An 18,288-nucleotide genomic window follows, 5' to 3' on the forward strand; every position below is an offset into this window, starting at 1 on the left:
CGCTAGTTGACGATGCCCAGCTCGTCGCAGTCCGCCGCCACGTCGCCCGCGCACAGCTCGGCCGGGTCGACCGCGCCCTGCGCCACCAGCGCCCGCACGTCGCCCCGGGTGACCATCTCGGCGCCCAGCAGCACGGACTTGACGTCCCGCCGCGCCACCAGGTCCCGCGTGTTGCCGGTGGCCAGGTCGTCGGCCCCGCTGAGGTCGCCGCGCGCCACGGCGATGGCCAGCCGCGCCGCCGCCTGGGCCTCGTCGCGCACGGGCTTGTGCACCGTCATGCACTGCTCGCCGCGCAGCACCGCGCGCAGCCCCGGCACGGTGGCGTTCTGCCCGGTCACCGGCACCCTCCCGGCCAGCCCCCTGGCCTTGAGCACCTCGATCACCGCGCCCGCGAGGCCGTCGTCGGCCGCGACCACCGCGTCGACCCGGCCCGCGTTGCCGTCGAGGATCTGCTCGAACAGGCCCTTGGCCACCGCCGGGTCGCCCTTGTCGACCGGCTGGCTCTTGACCAGCCGCAGCGCGCCGCTGTCGTAGAGCGGGCCGAGCTTGCGGCGCTGGCCGTCGGCGAACAGGGTGGCGTTGTTGTCCGTCGGCGCGCCCTGGATCTCGACGACCTGCGCGCCCGGCTTGGTCCCGAGGCACTCCAGCAGACCTTCGGCCTGCAGCTCGCCCACGTTGAGGTTGTCGAACGACACGTAGTAGTCGGCCATGCCGCCCAGGCTGATCCGGTCGTAGTTGATGACCGGGATGCCCGCCTGCTCGGCCTTGCGCTCGACCGTCGCGCCGCCCTCGGTGCTCAGCGGCGTGGTCATCAGCACCTTCACGCCGCGCGCGATCATCGCGTCGGCGATGCCCGCGAACCGCGCCTCGTCGCCCTCGGCGTTCTCGATCACCGACTCGACGCCGGCGATGTCGAACGCGGCGGACAGCAGCCTGCGGTCCTGCTCCTCCCAGCGGGCCGACGCGCGGTCGGGGAGGATCACCCCGACAACCGGCCCGCCCGCCCCGGCGGTGGCCTGGGCGTCGTCGCCGCCCCGGGCGCCGCAGGAGGTGACGAGCAGGACGAGCGCGGCGCAGGACGCCGCTCCGCGTAGTCTTCGCATCCGCCAACCCCCAGTGCGCCGCCGACCGCCCGTCGACCCCGGAAAATGCCAGGTGCGGATTTCATCCCCTCGGAGCGGGTTCGTCAAGATGTCGCAACGAGGCAGCTCCGAATGGTCCGCGCCAATGGGCCCGTCCACCTTCCTGGGACATCGAAGCCGCTGGCAGCGCTGTTACCGGACCCGGAAAAGGTGACGCTGCGCGCACAGCCGGTCACGATTGCGGCAGGGTGCGAAACAGGACTAACCACCCGCGGCTTTTCTGTGTCAAGGTGACGCCGGAGCAACCCTGAACGGGCGTGAGGAGACAGCGTGAGAACGCGCAGATTCGTTTCGTCGGCACTGGTGGCGGCAACGGCGGCGGCGCTGCTGGCGATCGGCGCCGGCACGGCGGTCGCGCAGGGTGACCCCGCCGCCGGCCGCACCTCCTCCGGGTTCGCGGCCCAGCCGGGCGCCGCGGCCCGCGTCGGTGTCGACCTGGACAACCGGGAGTGGCAGATCGTCGCCCCGTAGCCGACGCGGCACCCACGACGACGCCCCCGCCGGTCGAACCGGCGGGGGCGTCGTCGTGGGTGCCGCGCGGGAGGGGCCTCAGCCGAGCGCCGTGCCCAGCGCCTGCCAGTCCAGCACCGGCGCGGCCAGGTCGCGGATCGCCGCCAGCAGCCCCAGCCGGGCGGCGCGGACCGCCGGGTCCTCGGCCATCACCAGCACCTCGTCGAAGAACGCGTCGACCGGCCCGGTCAGCGCGCCGGCCGCCGCCGCGAACGCCGCCAGGCCGCCGACGCCGCGCGGCACGCCGGCGAGGGCCTCGTGCAGGGCCACCTCCGCCGGTTCCACCAGCGCCCGCGGGTCGTACTCGCCCGCCGTGCCCGGCGGCACGATCCGCCGCACGCGCTGGAGCGCGGCCACCAGGCCGGCGAACGCCTCGTCGCCCGCCAGCGCGGTCAGCTCCGCCAGCGCCTCGTCGGCTCGGGCGGGCGCGTCGGCGAGCACCAGCACGGCGTTGACGAACCGGTGGTCGTGCCCGGCGTCGAGCAGCTGCTGCTCGTAGCGCCGCACGGCGAACTCGCGCGCCGCCTCCAGGGCCTTGTCCAGGGCCGCCGCGGGGACGTCGAGCCCCTCGGCCGCGAGGGAGAGCGCCCGGCCGAGCGTGATCCCCCGCAGGTCGGGGAACGCCCGCAGCACGCTCACCGCGCCGAGGGCGGCCCGGCGCAGCCCGAACGGGTCGGAGCTGCCGGTCGGGTTCGCCCCGATGCCGAACAGCCCGGCCAGCAGGTCGAACCGGTCCGCCAGCGACAGCAGCGCGCCCGCGCGGGAGGCGGGCAGCGCGTCACCGGCCGACCGGGGCAGCTCCATCTCGTACAGCGCCGCGGCGACCTCCGGCGACTCGCCCGCCCGCTGCGCGTACTCGCGCGCCATCACGCCCGCCAGCGACGACAGCTCGATCACCATCTGCGAGCCGAGGTCGAACTTGGCCAGCTCGCCGGCCCGGCGCAGGGTCCCGTCGGCGCCGCCCACCACGTCGGCGAGCCGCCCGGCCAGCGCCGCGATCCGCCGGGCGCGGTCGGCCATCGACCCGAGCTCGTCGGCGAAGGTCAGCTTCTCCAGCCCGGACTTCATCTTCTCCAGCGGCGTGCGCAGGTCCGCCCGCCAGAAGAACGCCGCGTCCTCGTACCGGGCGCGCAGCACCGCCTCGTTGCCCGCCCGCACCAGGTCCTCGTCCACCGAGCCGTTCGCCACCGCCACGAAGTGCGGCAGCAGGGCGCCGTCGGCGGTCCGCACCGGCAGGTACCGCTGGTGCTTGCGCATCACGGTGGTCAGGATCTGGGCGGGCAGCTCCAGGTACTTCGGGTCGAACGACCCGAGGATGGGCGTCGGCTGCTCGACCAGGTTCGTCACCTCGTCCAGCACGCCGGTGAAGTCCACGACGCCGCCCGCGGTCGCCGCCAGCTCCTCGGCCCGCGCCACGATCGCCGCGCGCCGGTCCTCGGCCGACAGCGTGATCCCGTGCGCGGCCAGCAGCTGCGCGTACCCGTCGGCGGAGGGCACCTCCACCACCGGCGCGTCGGCCGTCCGGTGCACCCTGGTGGTGGTCCCGGAGGCCAGCGAGGACACCGCGAACGGCACCGGCGCGGACCCCAGCCGGGCCAGCAGCCACCGGATCGGCCGGGTGAACGACAGCTTCGGGTCGTTCCACCTCATGTTCTTCTCGGCGCGCAGCTCGGCCACCACCGAGGCCAGCAGCGGCCCCAGCACCTCGACCGCGCCGCCGCCCACGACCGCGCGGACCACGGCGACGTGCTCGACGCCGTTCTCCACGACCCGCCCCAGCTCGGAGACGTCCACGCCCTGCCCGCGCGCGAACCCCGCCGCCGCCTTGGTGGGCGCGCCCGAGTCGTCGAACGCCGCCGACACGCGGGGGCCGCGCACGGTCTTCTCGGCGTCCGGCTCCCGGGGCTGCACGTCGGGCACCACGACGACGACGCGCCGCGGCGTGCCGTGGACCTCCACCGCGCCGTGCCCGAGGCGCGTCGCCGCGAGCTTGTCGGTGACGGCCGCGCGCACCGCCTGCACGGTCCGGTCGACCTCGGCCGGGGGCAGCTCCTCGGTGCCGATCTCGAACAGCAGCGTGCCGGGCCGGTCGACCGCGACCGGGTCCGCCGCCGGGGCGGCGGGCAGCGGCTCGACCAGGCCCAGCGGGTGCCCCAGCTCCTCCCGCCGCGCCGCCCACAGCTGCGCCACCTCGCGCGCCAGGCCGCGCATCCGGCCGAACGCGCGGGCCCGCTCGGTCGTGCTGATCGCGCCGCGGGCGTCGAGCACGTTGAACGCGTGCGAGCACTTGAGCACGTAGTTGTGCGCGGGGACCGGCAGGCGCGCGTCGAGCATCCGCCGCGCCTCGGCCGCGTACTCCTCGAACAGCCGCCGGTTGGCCTCCACGTCGGCGTCGTCGAGGTAGTAGCGGGACATCTCGTACTCGGACTGGCCGAACGCCTCGCCGTAGGAGATGCCGGGCGCGTAGGCGATGTCCTTGAAGTGGTCGACGCCCTGCAGCGCCATCATGATGCGCTCGATGCCGTAGGTGATCTCCACCGACACCGGGTCCAGCGACAGGCCGCCGGCCTGCTGGAAGTAGGTGAACTGGGTGATCTCCAGCCCGTCGAGCCACACCTCCCAGCCCAGGCCCCACGCGCCGAGCGCGGGCGAGGCCCAGTTGTCCTCGACGAACCGCACGTCGTGCGCGCGCACGTCGACGCCCAGCGCTTCGAGGCTGCCCAGGTACAGCTCCTGCGGGTCGCCCGGGTCGGGCTTGAGGACCACCTGGAACTGGGTGTGGGTCTGCAGCCGGTTCGGGTTCTCGCCGTAGCGGGCGTCGTCGGGCCGCACGCTGGGCTCGACGTAGGCGACGCGCCACGGCTCGGGGCCCAGCACGCGCAGCACGGTGGCCGGGTTCAACGTCCCGGCGCCGACCTCGGTGTTGTACGGCTGCACGACGATGCAGCCCCGTTCGGTCCAGTACCTGGTCAGCGCGAGCAGCGCGTCCTGCATCGTGAGCACGGGGTGGAGTCTACGAACGGCGCGTCGGCCACCTCACAATCGGGCTACTTCGCTGGTCACGGTTCGTCCGGACCCGGTATCACCACGTCGTGATGTGGGGCTGTGCCACGCTGTGGGCAACCCTAAAGGCCACCGGTACGTCCAAGAGGGCACAGCCGGGAACGACAGGAGGGAGGGCGAGTGGACAACCGGCCGCCGAGGCCAGGCGGGCCCGACGGGTTCCGCAGGCGTCCAGTCCCCCCTGGGAGTTCCTCCGCAGGTCAGCCCCCTCACGGGCCGGACCGGCCGCGTCGGCAGCCGGGTGCGCCGCCCGCCCGCGGCCGGGGCGAGGCGACCGGCGGGCCCCGCCCCGGCGACGTCCCGCCCGGCGAGCGCCGCACCCCGGCGAACCCCGTGGGCGGTCGGCCGCGACCGAACCCCGGCGACGGCCGGCCGCGACCGAACCCCGGCGACCGGCGGCCCCGGGCCGGCGACCCGGCCCCCCGCGGCGCCGGCCGGCCCCCGGGCGCCCGGCCCCCCGCGCACGACGGCGGCGCGCCGCGGCCCGCCGACCGCGCCCGGCAGCCGCAGCGGATCGCGCCCCGGCGCCCCGCGCGCCCGCCGGTCCGGCGCAGGGGCGGTTCCCTGGCCGGCCGCGCGGTGGCCGCGCTCTGCTCGGCGGTCGTCCTGCTCGGCACCGGCTACGCGTGGGCGAACTTCCAGTCGCTGAGCCAGAACCTCACCACCACCGACGTGATCGGCGCGGGCGGCGGCGGCGAGCGGCCCGCCGACGGCTCGATCGACATCCTGATGGTCGGCATGGACAGCCGCACCGACGCCAAGGGCAACCCGCTGCCGCGGGAGATCCTCGACGAGCTGCAGGCGGGTGACGAGTCGGAGGGCGGCCTGAACACCGACACCCTGATCCTGATGCACATCCCGAACGACACCGGCGAGGCGGTGGCCGTGTCGTTCCCGCGCGACGCGTACGTGCGGATCGCGGGCGGCCACGGGCGGCACAAGATCAACTCGGCCTACGGCTACGGCAAGGGCGAGGCGGTCGAGCAGCTGCGGAAGAAGGGCGTCACCGACCCCGTGCAGGTCGAGCAGGAGTCGCGCAAGGCCGGCGCCAAGAACCTCATCGGCACCGTCCAGGACCTGACCGGCGTCACCGTCGACCACTACGCGGAGGTCAACCTCGTCGGCTTCTACGACCTGACCAAGGCCGTCGGCGGCGTGGACGTGTGCCTGAACGAGGCGACCAGGGACCAGCTGTCCGGCGCGGACTTCGCGGCCGGCCCGCAGTCGGTGGAGGGCCGCGACGCGCTGGCGTTCGTCCGCCAGCGGCACGGCCTGCCGCAGGGCGACCTGGACCGGATCGTGCGCCAGCAGGTGTTCATGGCGGGCCTGGCGAAGAAGATGCTCTCCGCCGGCACGCTGTCCGACCCGGGCAAGCTGCGCTCGCTGATCGACGCGCTGACCAGGTCGATCGTGCTGGACAAGGACTGGGACATCCTGCGGTTCGCCACCCAGATGAAGGACCTGACCGGCGGCAGCATCAAGTTCGAGACGATCCCGACCGGCAACCCGGCGCTCCAGACGCCCGAGGACGGCCTGGCGGTCGAGGTCAGCGAGAGCGCGGTCAAGCGGTTCTTCAAGGACATGGGGGCCGACCCGGGCGCGGGCACGTCCGCCACGCCCACCGTCGACCCGACGAGCGTCACCGTGGAGGTGCGCAACGCCTCCGGCGTGCGCGGCCTGGCGGCGCGCGTGCTGGAGACCCTGGTCGCGAAGGGCTTCGTGGACGGCGGCGCGGACAACGCGAGCCAGACCATGACGACGTCGGTGGTCCGCTACGGCAAGGGCGGCGAGGCGGGCGCGGAGACCGTCGCCGAGGCGCTGGGCGGCATCGGGACCGAGCAGGACGACGACATCCCGGCCGGGCGGGCCCGCGTGTACGTGGGCAGCGACTACTCCGGTCCGGGCACGCAGAACCTGGCCGGCGCGCCCCTGGTGGGCCTGGACGGCGCGCGCGAGGCGCAGACGGGGTCCAGCACCGCCGCCGAACCGCCCATCACGGCGGACGGGGTGCGCTGCGTCAACTGACCGGCGTTTCGCCGGGGGAATTCGTGGGGGGATTCGTGGGGGAGTTCGTGCGGCGCGTGCGCTGGAAGCGCGTGCTCGTGGTGGCGGTGCTGCTCGGCGCGCTCGCGCCCGTGCCCTGGATCTGGACGCGGGTGGCCAGCGCGCCCTACCGGCACGCGGCGCAGGACGTGCCCGAGGCGCCGGTCGCCCTGGTGCTGGGGGCGGGCCTGCGCGGCGGGAAGCCGACGCCGTTCCTGGCGGGCCGGCTGGACGTCGCCGCCGACCTGTACCGGCGCGGCAAGGTGAAGGTGCTGCTGGTCAGCGGCGACAACAGCCGCCGGGAGTACGACGAGCCCGGCGCCATGCGCGCCTACCTGATCGACCGGGGCATCCCCTCCCGGGTGATCGTGGCCGACTACGCGGGCCTGGACACCTGGGACTCGTGCACGCGCGCCAAGCGCGTCTTCGGCGTCTCCAGGGCCACCGTGGTCACCCAGCGGTTCCACCTGCCGCGCGCCGTGGCGCTCTGCCGGGAGGCGGGGCTGGAGGCGTTCGGCGTGGGGCACGACACCTCGCGGCAGTGGGCGACCACCGCGTACGGGCACTTCCGCGAAGCCTTCGCGAGCGGCAAGGCGATGTGGGACGGCCTCGTCGCCCGGCCCGACCCGCGGTTCCTCGGCCCCCGCGAAACCGGGGTGACCGGCGCTCTGGACCGCTGAAGGAACTACTCCGAGTACCTCCGATTAGCCCGTTCGAGGGATATCGGGGGCAAGTCGCGTAAGCGGACGGCACGTCGCGCTTTCCCTCTGCGAGGGGTCTGCCGACCCCCGCGGACATGGAGGACTTGACGGTGCAGGTCGACACAGCGGTGTACCAGCGCGTGCTCGGTGAGGAGCTGCGCAGCCTGCGCAGGCAGCGCGGTTGGACCCGCAAGGATCTCAACCGCCGGCTGCAGAGCGGGATCTCGTTGCAGACCCTCGCCACCTACGAGCTGGGCACCCGCCAGTGCTCGGTGGTGCGCCTGGTGGAGATCTGCGTCGCGCTCGGCGTGCCCGCGCACCAGGTGCTGGCCCGGGTGCACGACCGCGTGTTCGGCGACGCGCCCGCCGGCCACCTGTCGGTCGACCTCACCGCGGTCGTCGCCGACGCCCGGCCGCAGCTGCTGCCGCTGCGCCGCTGGGCGCAGGGCAGGCTGCACCAGCTCGCGCCCGGCCGCTCCCCCGAGGTCCACCTGGACCTGCCGGCGCTGGAGCACATGGCGCAGCTGTGCCGGCTGAGCACCGTGGACCTGATCCGGACCCTGCGGGAACTCGACGGCCGCGGGCCCCGGTAGCATCGGCGGCATCCCTTCTACCGAGCGGGAAGTCGCTTGCCGAACACTCCTGGTGCAGACCCAGCACGCCTGCCGCTGCGCACCGCCGCGGCCGTGCGGCTGGGCAACATGAGCTCGAAGCTGTCGCAGAAGATGGGCCTGGGCGCGGGCGGCATGATCGGTGGCCGCGTGGCGCTCAAGCTCGACCCGCAGGCGCTGGCGCACCTGACGTCCGGCCGTTCGGTCGCCCTGGTCACGGGCACCAACGGCAAGACCACGAGCACGATGATGCTCAGCCGCGCCGCGTCCTTCCTCGGTCGGGTCGCCACCAACCACGGCGGCGCCAACATGCCCGACGGGCACGTGACGGCGCTGTCCAAGCAGCCCGACGCCCCGTACGCGGTGCTGGAGGTCGACGAGGGGTACTTCCCCGAGGTCTGCCGCGCCTCCGCGCCGGCCGTGGCCGTGCTGCTCAACCTGTCGCGCGACCAGCTCGACCGGGTGGGCGAGGTGCGCACCATCGAGAAGTCGCTGCGCGCGGCGCTCGCCACGGTGCCCGGCGTGGTCGTGGCGAACTGCGACGACATCATGGTGACGTCGGCGGCGCGGGACTGCGCGCGGGTCGTGTGGGTGGCGACCGGCACCGGCTGGCACAACGACGCGGCGTCCTGCCCGCGCTGCGGCGACCCGATCCGCTGGCAGGGCGAGCACTGGCGCTGCACCGGCTGCGACCTGGCCCGCCCGCGCCCGGACTGGGTGACCGGCGACGGCCGGCTGGTCACGCCCGAGGGCGAGAAGGTCGCCCTGGCGCTGCGGCTGCCCGGCAAGTTCAACCAGGCCAACGCGGTCATGGCGACGGCGGCGGCGTTCGCGCTGGGCGTGCCGGTCGCGGAGGCCGTGGAGCGGCTGCGCGGCGTGTCCGACGTGGCCGGCCGGTACCGGACGATCCAGCGCGGCGACCGCCGCGCGCGCCTGCTGCTGTCGAAGAACCCGGCGGGCTGGAGCGAGACGCTGACCGTCGTGCGGGAGGCCGACCACCCGGCGGTGCTGGTGATCAACGCGCAGGAGGCCGACGGGCGCGACCTGTCGTGGCTGTGGGACGTGCCGTTCGAGCGGCTGCGCGGCCGGCGGGTCATCGCCTCCGGCGAGCGGGCGACGGACCTGGCGGTGCGCCTGACCTACGCCGAGGTCGAGCACGCGGTCGTGCCGGACCCGCTGGTCGCGATCGACGCCATGCCGCCCGGCGCGGTGGAGGTCATCGCCAACTACACCGCTTTCCGCGACCTGAACGCGAGGGCCGCCCAGTGAGCAGCAAGGTCTCCGTCGCCCTGGTCCTGCCCGACCTGCTGGGCACCTACGGCGACTTCGGCAACGCCGTGGTGCTGGAGAAGCGCATGGCGTGGCGGGGCATCCCGGCCGAGATCGTCACCGTGAACTTCGGCGAGCCGGTGCCCGACTCGTGCGACATCTACGTGGTGGGCGGCGGTGAGGACACCGCGCAGACGCTGGCGGTGCGGCACCTGCGCGAGCACCCCGGGATGCAGCGGGCGGCGGCGCGCGGCGCGGTCGTCCTCGGGGTGTGCGCGGGCATCCAGATCTTCGGCGAGTCGTTCACCCGGGCCGACCAGGTCACCCACCCCGGTCTCGGGCTGATCGACTCGACGTCCCACGCGGGCGGCAGCCGGGCCATCGGCGAGGTCGTCGCGACGCCCGCCGACGGCCTGTTCGAGGGGCTGCTGACCGGCTTCGAGAACCACCAGGGCCGGACCACCCTCGGCCCGTCGGCGAAACCGCTGGCGCACGTCAAGGTCGGCACCGGCAACGACGGGTCGGTGGAGGGCGCCGTGCAGGGCCGCATCCTGTGCACCTACCTGCACGGGCCGGTGCTGCCGCGCAACCCGCAGCTGGCCGACCTGCTGATCGAGTGGGCGACCGGGGCCCGGCTCCAGCCGCTGGACCTGCCCGCGGTGACGCGGCTGCGCGCGGAGCGCGCCAAGGCCGCCGGCGTCTGACCACGCCGGCGGTTCCCCGTCCCGGGCGGCGCCGGGGCCCCTTGCGGACAGCCGACCACGGGGGCGACGGGGACCCGGCGCCGTGGGTGATCGCGTCGACCTCGTGCTCCACCCCGGCGCCGTCCACGACGCCGTGCGCGCGCACCTCCGCGATGCCGCCGGTGTCGAGGTCCACAGTGGACTCGGCTGGCGCCGGGTAGTGGCCGTTGGAGGCCGGCAGCCGCTTGCAACCCGTGGTGCGGCCGGGTCGGGGCTTCGCCCGCAGCGCGGGGCCGGGCGCCCGGGAGCGCAGGTGGCGCTCGGCGCTGCCCCGGGCCGGCCCCGCGATCTCCGGGTTCACGGCCAAGCCGAGCGCGGTGGACTCCCGCGCCCGACCCTCCTCGGGCGCCCGGAAAAGACCCGGAAGAGGTTCAGTCATCCCACCTTGGGGGGAATGATCGCGTGCGCGCGGCCGATTGCCGGTCAGATGGGCGGGGAACGGAGGTCAAGACATGCCCACCCTGCCCATCACCGCCAACTACCTGCGCGCCGGCGACGACTGGACCGTGACCGTGCGCGCCGGCGACCAGGTGCTCGGCGCCACGGCGCCGGGGCTGATCGCGGCCCGCGTCCAGGTCGACCTGCTGGTGGAGGAGATCGCCCGCGGGCACGCCGACCGGGCCGTGGTGCACCTGCTGGACGGCGACGCGCTCGCGTTCTCGGCGGTGTACCTGCACACCCGGCACGGCCTGGCCGTGCCCGTCCTCCCCCACCCCGAACCGAGCACCCCTCATGACCAGGCAATCGAGGTCTGAGACGGCCCGCTCCCGCCTAGGATGTCCGGCCAAAGGGCGAACGGGAGCGCAGACATGGCCACACCGGTGTACAGCGGGGCGGCACGAGCCCCACAACGAGGCAGACCGCGGGACGCGAGCCGCGACGACGCGCTGCGCCGGGCCGCGCTGGAGGTGATGGCGGAGGTCGGCTACCGGGCGCTGACCATGGACGCCGTCGCCGCGCGCGCCCGCGCGGGCAAGGCCACCATCTACCGGCGGTGGGAGTCCAAGCTCGACCTGGTGATCGACACGTGCACGCACCTGGCGACGGAGAACCTGGCGGAGCCGGACACCGGCTCGCTGGCGGGCGACCTGCGGGAGTTCCTCAGCTCGTTCGCGGCGTTCCTGTCCGGGCCGATCGGCAAGGCGGCGCAGGCCCTCGTGGGCGAGCTGCCGCACGAGCCGGAGCTGGCCACGGCGTTCCGCGAGACGTTCCTGATCGCCCAGCGCGACGTGCTGCGGCGCATCCTGGAGCGGGCCGACGAGCGGGGCGAGCTGCGCGCCGACGCGCCGCGCGGCATGGCCGTCGAGCTGGCGGGCGCGGCCCTGATCTACCGGCTGATGCTCACCGGCGACCCGCTGGACCTGCCGTTCGTCGACCGGGTGGTGGACCAGGTGCTACTGCCCCTCGTGGCCGAGGGGCAGTAGCCCGGGTCAGCGGAACAGCTTGCGCAGCACGGCGAACCCGACGAGCACGGCCACCGCGATCAGCGAGTACCGGATCTTGGGTTCGTCGAGCTTCGCGCGCACGCTGTCCTTGCCCGCCTCGACGAAGCGCTGGGGGTTGGCCCTCGTGCCCAGCTCGTCCAGGGTGGTGGCCAGCGCGTCGCGAGCCTGCTCGATCTCGCGCTGGATGGTCTCGGGGTCGCGAGCCACATCTCCTCCTAGCAGCGGTCTGCCGGTAACCGTAGTTGAGCCGCGACGCCGCCGTTGACCGGTACCGCCCCCGGCGCTTCGGCGACACCGCTTCGCCGGGCCGGGACCACTGCCTCCCACCAGTGCGCCACCCCTCCCGGCCGGCCGATAGGCTGGCGGTGACGGGGTCGTAGCCCAATTGGCAGAGGCACACGGTTTAGGTCCGTGCCAGTGAGAGTTCGAGTCTCTCCGGCCCCACTCTCACCGCAGGTAGCGCAGGACCTCCAGCATGGACTGCGGGTCCACCGACCCGGGCGCGGGTTCCGCGCACCCCCGCAGCGCGGCGACCACCGCGTCCCGGTCGAGGTCGGCGCCGATCAGCACCAGTTCGGTCCGGTGGGGCCCGCTGCCGGGCAGGCGCTCGAAGCGCAGGAACGCGCCGACGGCGTGCAGGCTGAAGCGCTGCCGGTGGCCGGGCACGTCGAAGTGCACGAAGCCCTTGATCCGGTACAGGCCCGGCGGGCGGTGGTCCAGGAACGCCATCAGGCGCGTCGGGTTCATCGCCCCGCCGGTGAACTCCGCGCTGGTGTAGTGGACGTGGGCGTGCTCGGCGTCGTCCGGGTCGTCCAGCAGGTCCTCCAGCGACAACTGCCCGTACCGGTCGCCGCGCGGGCGCGGGTCGAACAGCAGCGCCGGGTCGACGCGGCCGTGCTCGGCGGCCACCACGGGCACGCCGGGCTTCACCCGGTCGATCCGCGCCACCAGCGCCGGCACGTCGGTCGCGCGGTCGGTCTTGTTGAGCACCACCAGGTCCGCGACGCGCAGGTGGCGCTCCAGGTCGGCGGGGAACTCGGCCGCGTCGACCAGCAGCACCAGCCCGCCGTAGGCCAGGCGCGGGTTCCCGCTGCCCAGCACCAGCCGCGCCATGGCCTGCGGCTCGGCCAAGCCGCTGGCCTCGACCACGATCACGTCCACCAGCGAGTCGAGCCGGCCCAGCAGCTCGTCCAGGCCGCTCGCGTCGACCGCGCAGCACAGGCACCCGTTGCTCAGCGACACGGTCGAGCCGACCTGCCCGGCGACGCTCATCGCGTCGACGCCGATCGCGCCGAAGTCGTTGACCACCACGCCGATCCGCGTCCCGCGCGCGGTGGCCAGCAGGTGGTTGAGCAGGGTCGTCTTGCCGGCGCCGAGGAACCCCGCCACCACGATCACCGGGATCCGCTCCACGCGGCCGATCCTAGTCGGCCGCCATCTCCAGGAAGAGGTCCATGGCGGCGGTGACGCCCTCCTCGTCGTCGGTGGCCACCAGGTCCAGCAGCAGGCCCCGGGCCACCGCCAGCCCCAGCCGGGCGCGGGCGCGGGCGCGCTCGGGCGGGTGGCCGCGGCGGCGCTCGCGCTCGGCGACGGGCTCGACCCACGAGTCGACGACGCCGTCCAGCAGCGCGGTCGTGCCCGGTCGGCCCTGCACGGCCTGGCCGTACAGCTCGAAGAACAGCCGCTCGTGGGCGCGCAGCGCGGGGTCGGTGAGGGCGCGCCAGAACGCGCGGCCCAGCTCGGCCGGGTCGTCGTCGGGCAGCGACGCCAGCAGTTCCCGCTGCCGCGCCTCCACCGCCCGCGCCACGGCCACCAGCAGGCCCTCCTTCGACCCGAAGTGGTAGATCAGCATCCGGTGGCTGGTGCCGACCCCCGCCGCGAGCCGCCGCAGGCTCAGGTCCGCGATCCCGTGCCGCGCCACGTGGTCGACCACGCGCGCGAGCAGCCCGTCGGCGGTCTCTTGTCCCGGCATGTACCGGATGGTACATGTACCACATGGTACAGACAGTGGACGTCTCGGTGCGCAGCGCCGCGGACCCGGCGCGCGTCTACCGCCTCGCGGCGGACAGCGCGACGTGGCCGGACTGGTCCCCGGTGCTGCGCTACGAGCGGGAGCGGGCGGGCGACGCGCACGGCGTCGGGGAGATCCGCGTGTTTCACAACCGGGGCCGGAGGAACCCCACGAGGGAGGAGGTGGTCGAACTCACGCCGAACCGCCGGATCGGGTACGTGCTGCTGTCCGGCTTGGCCGTCCGCGACTACCAGGCGTTCATCGACCTGGCCCCGGACGGCGGCGGGACGCGGATCCGCTGGCACTCGTCGTTCGAGCCCGCGGTGCTCGGCACCGGGTGGCTCTACCGCCGGGTCCTGCGGGGCGTGATCACCCGGTACGCCGAGGGGTTGGCCGCGCACGCCGCGGGGTGAGGTGGAGGCGGGGTGGGTTCGTCGCCCTGGGGTTTTCCACACCCGCGCTGTGCGGCCCGCTTCATGGCACGCCAACCCGGCGCGCTCGTAGCGTGGTGATCATGGATGTCGTCAAGTGGGTCACCGATCTGATGGAGGCGCTCGGCGCGCCCGGCGCCGGGCTGGCGATCGCGCTGGAGAACCTCTTCCCGCCGCTGCCCAGCGAGGTGTTCCTGCCGATGGCCGGCTTCGCCGCCGGGCAGGGCCGGATGAGCCTGGTCGCGGCGATCCTGTGGACCACCACCGGGTCGGTCGTCGGCGCGCTGGTGCTCTACTACGTGGGCGCGCTGCTCGGCCGGGACCGCGTGCGGGCGATCGTGTCGAAGATGCCGCTGGTCAAGGTCTCGGACGTGGACAAGACCGAGGACTGGTTCCGCCGGCACGGCCGGGCGACGGTGTTCTTCGGCCGGATGGTGCCCATCTTCCGCAGCCTCATCTCCATCCCGGCGGGCGTGGAGCGGATGCCGCTGCCCACGTTCGTCGCGTTCACCGCCGCCGGCAGCGCGATCTGGAACACCGCGCTGATCCTGGCCGGCTACCTCCTGGGCGACAACTGGCACGTCGTCGAGCAGTACATGGGCATCGTGTCGAAGGTCGTGCTCGGCGCGGCGGCGCTGGCCGTGGTGTGGTTCGTGGTGTCCCGCCTGGCCAAGCGCGAGGCTCACGACCGCAGGTAGCGCAGGATCGCCAGCACCCGGCGGCTGTAGCCGTCCACGTCGGACAGCCGCAGCTTGTCGAAGATCGAGTTCACGTGCTTCTCCACGGCGCTGCGCGAGACGTGCAGCTTCGCCGCGATCGCGTTGTTGGTGTGGCCCTCGGCCATGCGCGCCAGCACCTCCCGCTCCCGCGCGGTCAGCGCGTCCAGCGGGTGCCCGGAGCGCGCCAGCAGCCGGCGCACCACCTCCGGGTCGAACGCCGCGCCGCCCGAGCCCACCCGGCGCAGCGCGTCGAGGAACTCCTCCACCTGGACGACGCGGTCCTTGAGCAGGTAGCCGACGCCCTCGGCGCGCTCGGTGAGCAGGTCGACGGCGTAGCGCTGCTCCACGTACTGCGACAGCACCAGGACGCCGACGCCGGGGTGCCTCCGGCGGATCTCCAGCGCGGCCTTCAGGCCCTCGTCGGAGTTCGTCGGGGGCATCCGCACGTCGGTCACCACGACGTCCGGCAGGTGCGCGGCCACGGCGTCGAGCAGCGCGCCCGCGTCGCCCACCGACGCGACCACCTCGTGGCCCTCCTCGGCCAGCAGCCGCACCAGGCCCTCGCGCAGCAGCGTCGAGTCCTCGGCCAGGATCACCCGCACGGGACCTCCGCGGTGATCACCGTGGGCCCGCCGGCCGGGCTGCGCACCGCGAACCGGCCGTCCAGCGCCGACACCCGGCGGGCCAGCCCGGCCAGCCCGCCGCCCGCCGGGTCCGCGCCGCCGACGCCGTCGTCCTCGACCCGCACGCGCACCTCGCCGCCGCCCCCGCCGATGTCCACGCGGATCATGGTCGCACCCGAGTGCTTGGCCGCGTTCGTCACCGCCTCGGACACCACGAAGTACACCGCCGTCTCCACCCGCGCGGGCGCGTCGAACCGCTCGCAGCGGATCCGCACCGGTATCGCCGAGCGGTCCGCGACGGCCTCCAGCGCCTCGGCCAGCCCCAGCGAGTCCAGGGCCGCCGGGTACACGCGCCAGGCGACCTCCCGCAGGTCCTCCAGCACGTGCCGGGACTCGTCGTGGGCCTGGCGCAGCAGGTCGTCGGCGTGGTCGGGGTTGCGCCGGGCGCGGCCGAGCAGCATCCCCAGCGCGACCAGCCGCTGCTGCACCCCGTCGTGCAGGTCGCGCTCGATGCGGCGGCGCTCGGCGTCCACGGCGGCGACGATGCCCGCGCGGCTGGTGGCCAGCTCGTCGATGCGCCGGCGCAGCACCTCGGCCTCGCTGGGCCCGAGGAACCGCCGCGCGACCTTGGCCTCCAGCGCCACCACGCCGATGATGCCCTGCACCTCGATGTAGAGCAGGACGCCGCCGACCAGCGCGGTCCACAGCGCGGCGGAGAGGTCCTCGCCCCAGTCGACCCCGTCCAGCCCGTTGGCGGCGAGCCGGTGCGCGACCGGGACGGTCATGGCCAGGCCGTAGAACAGCCACGCCAGCACCACCCCGCCGAACGTGCCCACCGCCGCGCGCACCGCGAGGTACCGGACGGCCTGGGGGCGGGTCGGCTCGGCGCTGTCGATGCCGAGGAAGGCGCCGATCCGCCGGCGCTCCAGCCCGGCGAACCACGGCGCGGCGGGCCGGGCGAGCACCACGACCAGCAGGCCGGCCAGCCCGGACGGGAACCCGAGCGCCAGTCCGGCGACGACGCGCAACCCCCTGAGCACAGCACGAGGCTAGGCCATCGCCGCCCGGACCCCGGGGCCGTCGCGGGTGGCGGCGCTCAGGCGGCCGGTTCCCGCCCCACCGACGCCTTGATCTCCCGCGCCGCTACCCGCCCGGCGCGGGTGGCGCCGACGGTGCTGGCCGAGGGCCCGTACCCGACCAGGTGCACCCGCGGGTCCGCCACGACCCTCGTGCCGTCCAGCCGGATCCCGCCGCCGGGCTCCCGCAGCCCCAGCGGCGCGAGGTGGTCGACGGCCGCGCGGAACCCCGTCGCCCACAGGATGGCGTCGGCCCGCCGGGTGCTGCCGTCCGCCCAGGCGACACCGTCCTCGGTGATCCGCTCGAACACCGGCCGCCGGCGCAGCGTCCCGGCCGCCAGCGCGTCCCGGACCGCCGGCGTCAGACCGAGCCCGGTGACGCCGACGACGCTGCGGGGCGGCAGCCCGGCCCTGACCCGCTCCTCCACCAGCGCCACGGCCGCCCGCCCCGCCTCGGGCGTGAACGGCTCGTCGCGGAACTCCGGCTCCCGGCGGGTCACCCACGTCGTGCCCGCGGTCCGGGCGATCTCCAGCAGCTGCTGCACCGCCGACGTGCCACCGCCCACCACGACCACGTGCCCGCCCGCGAACTCCTCGGGCCCCCGGTACCGCGAGGAGTGCAGCTGACGGCCCCGGAACAGCTCCTGCCCCGGGTAGCGGGGCAGGAACGGGCGCGTCCACGTGCCGGTGGCGTTCACCAGCGCCCGCGCGCGCCAGGCGCCCCGGTCGGTCTCGACCCGCAGCAGGCCGCCGTCCTCGGGGAGGTCCCGCACCGCCCGCACGCGCACCGGGCGGCGCACGTCGATGCCGTTGCGGCGCTCGAAGTCCGCGAAGTAGGCGGGCAGCACCTCGTTGGCCGGGTCGCCCGGGTCGGGCGGGTCGAACGGCATCCCGGGCAGGTCGTGGATGCCGTGCACGGTGGCCATCCGCAACGTCGGCCACCGGTGCCGCCACGCCCCGCCGGGGCCCTCCTCGGCGTCCAGGACGACGTGGTCGAGCCCCGCCCGACCGAGGAAGTAGGCGGCCGACAGGCCGGCCTGACCCGCACCGATGACCACGACGTCCACGTCACGGGCAACGCGCGCCACCCGCCGCCGCTTCCGCGGTGTGACGAAGGCGCCAGGCTCTCGATCAGGTGAAAAAATCGGCAACACCCCACCCTCCCGGAGGACCCTCCGAGCAGCGATGCGCTGGTCAGCGGTGCGCCTCGGCGCGCGGAGCGGGAAAACGCGGAACCGTGCGACACTGGCGGCGGAGTCGCAGCAGGGAGAATCACGGTGACCGCACTCGCGCACCACCCGCCGGACGACCCGGTCGGCCCCTTCACCGTCGAGGACTGGAACCGCCTCACCCCGAGGGCGGACGGGTCGCGTCTGGAGCTGATCCGGGGGCATTTCCACGTGACGCCACCTCCGTCCATGCACCACCAGTACGCGGGCGATGAGCTGCGCGCCGTCCTCAAGGCCGCGTTGCGGGACGCCGGCCGGCGCGACCTCTACGCCGTCACCGGCATCGGCACCGGGATCAGCACCAAGCGCCGGACCGCGCTGATCCCCGACGTGGTGGTGCTGAACGTCCCCCCGGTGGGCGGGATCGCCGACCCGGACCACCTCGAACTGGTGGTGGAGATCCTCTCGCCCGGCAACACCGGGCAGGAGCAGGCCGAGAAGAAGGACGCCTACGCGACGGCCGGGGTGCCCTTCTACTGGGTCGTGCGGCAGAACCGCCCGGGAGCGCCGACGATCACCGCGTACCGCCTCCACCGCGAGATGTACTTCGAGGAGCTCACCGCGGTCCCGGGCACCGCGGTGACCATCGACGCCGCTCCGGTGCCGGTGACGGTGGACCCCGCCGAACTCCACCCGTGAGCCCCGGGTCACACCCGGAAGGCATTCGGCGCC

The 18,288-nt window shown here is 74.6% G+C and carries 19 protein-coding genes and 1 tRNA gene; 12 read left to right on the forward strand and 8 right to left on the reverse strand.

The genetic code is table 11. The annotated features are described in order from the left end of the window. Positions 1-2 precede the first annotated feature (2 nt). On the reverse strand, positions 3-1,103 hold the full coding sequence (locus JOE68_RS09880; protein WP_204842011.1) for a sugar ABC transporter substrate-binding protein: 1,101 nt from the start codon (positions 1,101-1,103) through the stop codon (positions 3-5). A gap of 309 nt (positions 1,104-1,412) precedes the next feature. On the opposite strand from JOE68_RS09880, the gene JOE68_RS09885 reads away from it, so the two are divergent. After that, a complete protein-coding gene (locus JOE68_RS09885) occupies positions 1,413-1,613 on the forward strand; it encodes a hypothetical protein (RefSeq protein WP_204842012.1) in 201 nt (66 codons plus the stop codon). Positions 1,614-1,691: 78 nt separating this feature from the next. Here JOE68_RS09885 and JOE68_RS09890 read toward each other — a convergent pair whose 3' ends face one another. Further along, positions 1,692-4,646 carry a glycine--tRNA ligase gene (locus JOE68_RS09890; RefSeq protein ID WP_239563349.1) on the reverse strand — a complete coding sequence of 985 codons (2,955 nt, stop codon included), beginning with the start codon at positions 4,644-4,646 and terminating at the stop codon, positions 1,692-1,694. Between the two features lie 648 nt (positions 4,647-5,294). On the opposite strand from JOE68_RS09890, the gene JOE68_RS09895 reads away from it, so the two are divergent. The 7 genes from JOE68_RS09895 to JOE68_RS09925 all read left to right on the forward strand — a co-directional run bounded on the left by JOE68_RS09895 (position 5,295) and on the right by JOE68_RS09925 (position 11,506). Continuing rightward, a complete protein-coding gene (locus JOE68_RS09895; protein WP_307819610.1) occupies positions 5,295-6,740 on the forward strand; it encodes an LCP family protein in 1,446 nt (481 codons plus the stop codon). 35 nt (positions 6,741-6,775) lie between these two features. Further along, a complete protein-coding gene (locus tag JOE68_RS09900) occupies positions 6,776-7,438 on the forward strand; it encodes a SanA/YdcF family protein (protein ID WP_204842015.1) in 663 nt (220 codons plus the stop codon). 131 nt (positions 7,439-7,569) lie between these two features. Continuing rightward, positions 7,570-8,052 (forward strand): helix-turn-helix domain-containing protein, encoded by a 483-nt coding sequence (locus tag JOE68_RS09905; RefSeq protein ID WP_372443354.1) that lies wholly within the window; start codon positions 7,570-7,572, stop codon positions 8,050-8,052. A 108-nt stretch (positions 8,053-8,160) separates the two neighbouring features. Beyond that, entirely contained in the window at positions 8,161-9,339 is a 1,179-nt protein-coding gene (locus tag JOE68_RS09910; protein WP_239562193.1) for a Mur ligase family protein, read from the forward strand. Next, entirely contained in the window at positions 9,336-10,043 is a 708-nt protein-coding gene (locus tag JOE68_RS09915; RefSeq protein ID WP_204842017.1) for a type 1 glutamine amidotransferase, read from the forward strand. The genes JOE68_RS09910 and JOE68_RS09915 overlap by 4 nt, the downstream gene beginning before the upstream one ends. A gap of 491 nt (positions 10,044-10,534) precedes the next feature. Continuing rightward, on the forward strand, positions 10,535-10,837 hold the full coding sequence (locus JOE68_RS09920) for a hypothetical protein (protein WP_204842018.1): 303 nt from the start codon (positions 10,535-10,537) through the stop codon (positions 10,835-10,837). Positions 10,838-10,891: 54 nt separating this feature from the next. Further along, the gene (locus tag JOE68_RS09925) at positions 10,892-11,506 is read left to right on the forward strand and encodes a TetR/AcrR family transcriptional regulator (RefSeq protein WP_204842019.1); all 615 of its coding nucleotides are present in this window, start codon (positions 10,892-10,894) and stop codon (positions 11,504-11,506) included. A gap of 6 nt (positions 11,507-11,512) precedes the next feature. On the opposite strand, the gene JOE68_RS09930 is transcribed toward JOE68_RS09925, so the two are convergent. Beyond that, positions 11,513-11,734, reverse strand: a complete 222-nt coding sequence (locus JOE68_RS09930; RefSeq protein ID WP_204842020.1) for a DUF3618 domain-containing protein — start codon at positions 11,732-11,734, stop codon at positions 11,513-11,515. A gap of 163 nt (positions 11,735-11,897) precedes the next feature. Between JOE68_RS09930 and JOE68_RS09935 the strand changes: the two genes are divergently transcribed. Further along, positions 11,898-11,971 (forward strand) — tRNA-Leu (locus tag JOE68_RS09935). A gap of 3 nt (positions 11,972-11,974) precedes the next feature. Here JOE68_RS09935 and JOE68_RS09940 read toward each other — a convergent pair. Both JOE68_RS09940 and JOE68_RS09945 read right to left on the reverse strand, forming a co-directional pair. Further along, positions 11,975-12,940: a CobW family GTP-binding protein gene (locus JOE68_RS09940; RefSeq protein ID WP_204842021.1), complete on the reverse strand. Its 966-nt coding sequence runs from the start codon at positions 12,938-12,940 to the stop codon at positions 11,975-11,977. A 10-nt stretch (positions 12,941-12,950) separates the two neighbouring features. Continuing rightward, positions 12,951-13,499, reverse strand: a complete 549-nt coding sequence (locus JOE68_RS09945; RefSeq protein WP_204842022.1) for a TetR/AcrR family transcriptional regulator — start codon at positions 13,497-13,499, stop codon at positions 12,951-12,953. A gap of 23 nt (positions 13,500-13,522) precedes the next feature. Between JOE68_RS09945 and JOE68_RS31050 the strand changes: the two genes are divergently transcribed. After that, positions 13,523-13,951 carry an SRPBCC family protein gene (locus JOE68_RS31050; protein WP_239562194.1) on the forward strand — a complete coding sequence of 143 codons (429 nt, stop codon included), beginning with the start codon at positions 13,523-13,525 and terminating at the stop codon, positions 13,949-13,951. Between the two features lie 101 nt (positions 13,952-14,052). Continuing rightward, positions 14,053-14,667 carry a DedA family protein gene (locus tag JOE68_RS31055; RefSeq protein ID WP_239562195.1) on the forward strand — a complete coding sequence of 205 codons (615 nt, stop codon included), beginning with the start codon at positions 14,053-14,055 and terminating at the stop codon, positions 14,665-14,667. Here the strand turns inward: JOE68_RS31055 and JOE68_RS09955 are convergent. The 3 genes from JOE68_RS09955 to JOE68_RS09965 are packed head-to-tail and all read right to left on the reverse strand — an operon-like array spanning position 14,652 to position 17,475. Continuing rightward, a complete protein-coding gene (locus tag JOE68_RS09955; protein WP_204842023.1) occupies positions 14,652-15,290 on the reverse strand; it encodes a response regulator transcription factor in 639 nt (212 codons plus the stop codon). The two genes, JOE68_RS31055 and JOE68_RS09955, sit on opposite strands and share 16 nt — an antisense overlap. Continuing rightward, entirely contained in the window at positions 15,281-16,351 is a 1,071-nt protein-coding gene (locus JOE68_RS09960) for a sensor histidine kinase (protein WP_204842024.1), read from the reverse strand. The genes JOE68_RS09955 and JOE68_RS09960 overlap by 10 nt, the downstream gene beginning before the upstream one ends. 56 nt (positions 16,352-16,407) lie before the next feature. After that, complete coding sequence (locus JOE68_RS09965) at positions 16,408-17,475, reverse strand: FAD-dependent oxidoreductase (protein WP_204842025.1); 1,068 nt, start codon at positions 17,473-17,475, stop codon at positions 16,408-16,410. 189 nt (positions 17,476-17,664) lie between these two features. On the opposite strand from JOE68_RS09965, the gene JOE68_RS09970 reads away from it, so the two are divergent. Further along, positions 17,665-18,255, forward strand: coding sequence for a Uma2 family endonuclease (locus tag JOE68_RS09970; RefSeq protein ID WP_204842026.1), 591 nt, complete (start codon positions 17,665-17,667; stop codon positions 18,253-18,255). Positions 18,256-18,288 lie beyond the last annotated feature (33 nt).

It is taken from the genome of Saccharothrix algeriensis (assembly GCF_016907655.1).
GTDB lineage: Bacteria > Actinomycetota > Actinomycetes > Mycobacteriales > Pseudonocardiaceae > Actinosynnema > Actinosynnema algeriense.

Excerpts from the sequence above, each read along its gene's own strand:
- JOE68_RS09945 (WP_204842022.1), bottom strand. The coding sequence starts at position 13,499 with ATGCCGGGACAAGAGACCGCCGACGGGCTGCTCGCGCGCGTGGTCGAC.
- JOE68_RS09920 (WP_204842018.1), top strand. The coding sequence starts at position 10,535 with ATGCCCACCCTGCCCATCACCGCCAACTACCTGCGCGCCGGCGACGAC.
- JOE68_RS09880 (WP_204842011.1), bottom strand. The coding sequence starts at position 1,103 with ATGCGAAGACTACGCGGAGCGGCGTCCTGCGCCGCGCTCGTCCTGCTC.
- JOE68_RS31050 (WP_239562194.1), top strand. The coding sequence starts at position 13,523 with ATGGTACAGACAGTGGACGTCTCGGTGCGCAGCGCCGCGGACCCGGCG.
- JOE68_RS09925 (WP_204842019.1), top strand. The coding sequence starts at position 10,892 with ATGGCCACACCGGTGTACAGCGGGGCGGCACGAGCCCCACAACGAGGC.
- JOE68_RS09910 (WP_239562193.1), top strand. The coding sequence starts at position 8,161 with ATGAGCTCGAAGCTGTCGCAGAAGATGGGCCTGGGCGCGGGCGGCATG.
- JOE68_RS31055 (WP_239562195.1), top strand. The coding sequence starts at position 14,053 with ATGGATGTCGTCAAGTGGGTCACCGATCTGATGGAGGCGCTCGGCGCG.
- JOE68_RS09890 (WP_239563349.1), bottom strand. The coding sequence starts at position 4,646 with ATGCAGGACGCGCTGCTCGCGCTGACCAGGTACTGGACCGAACGGGGC.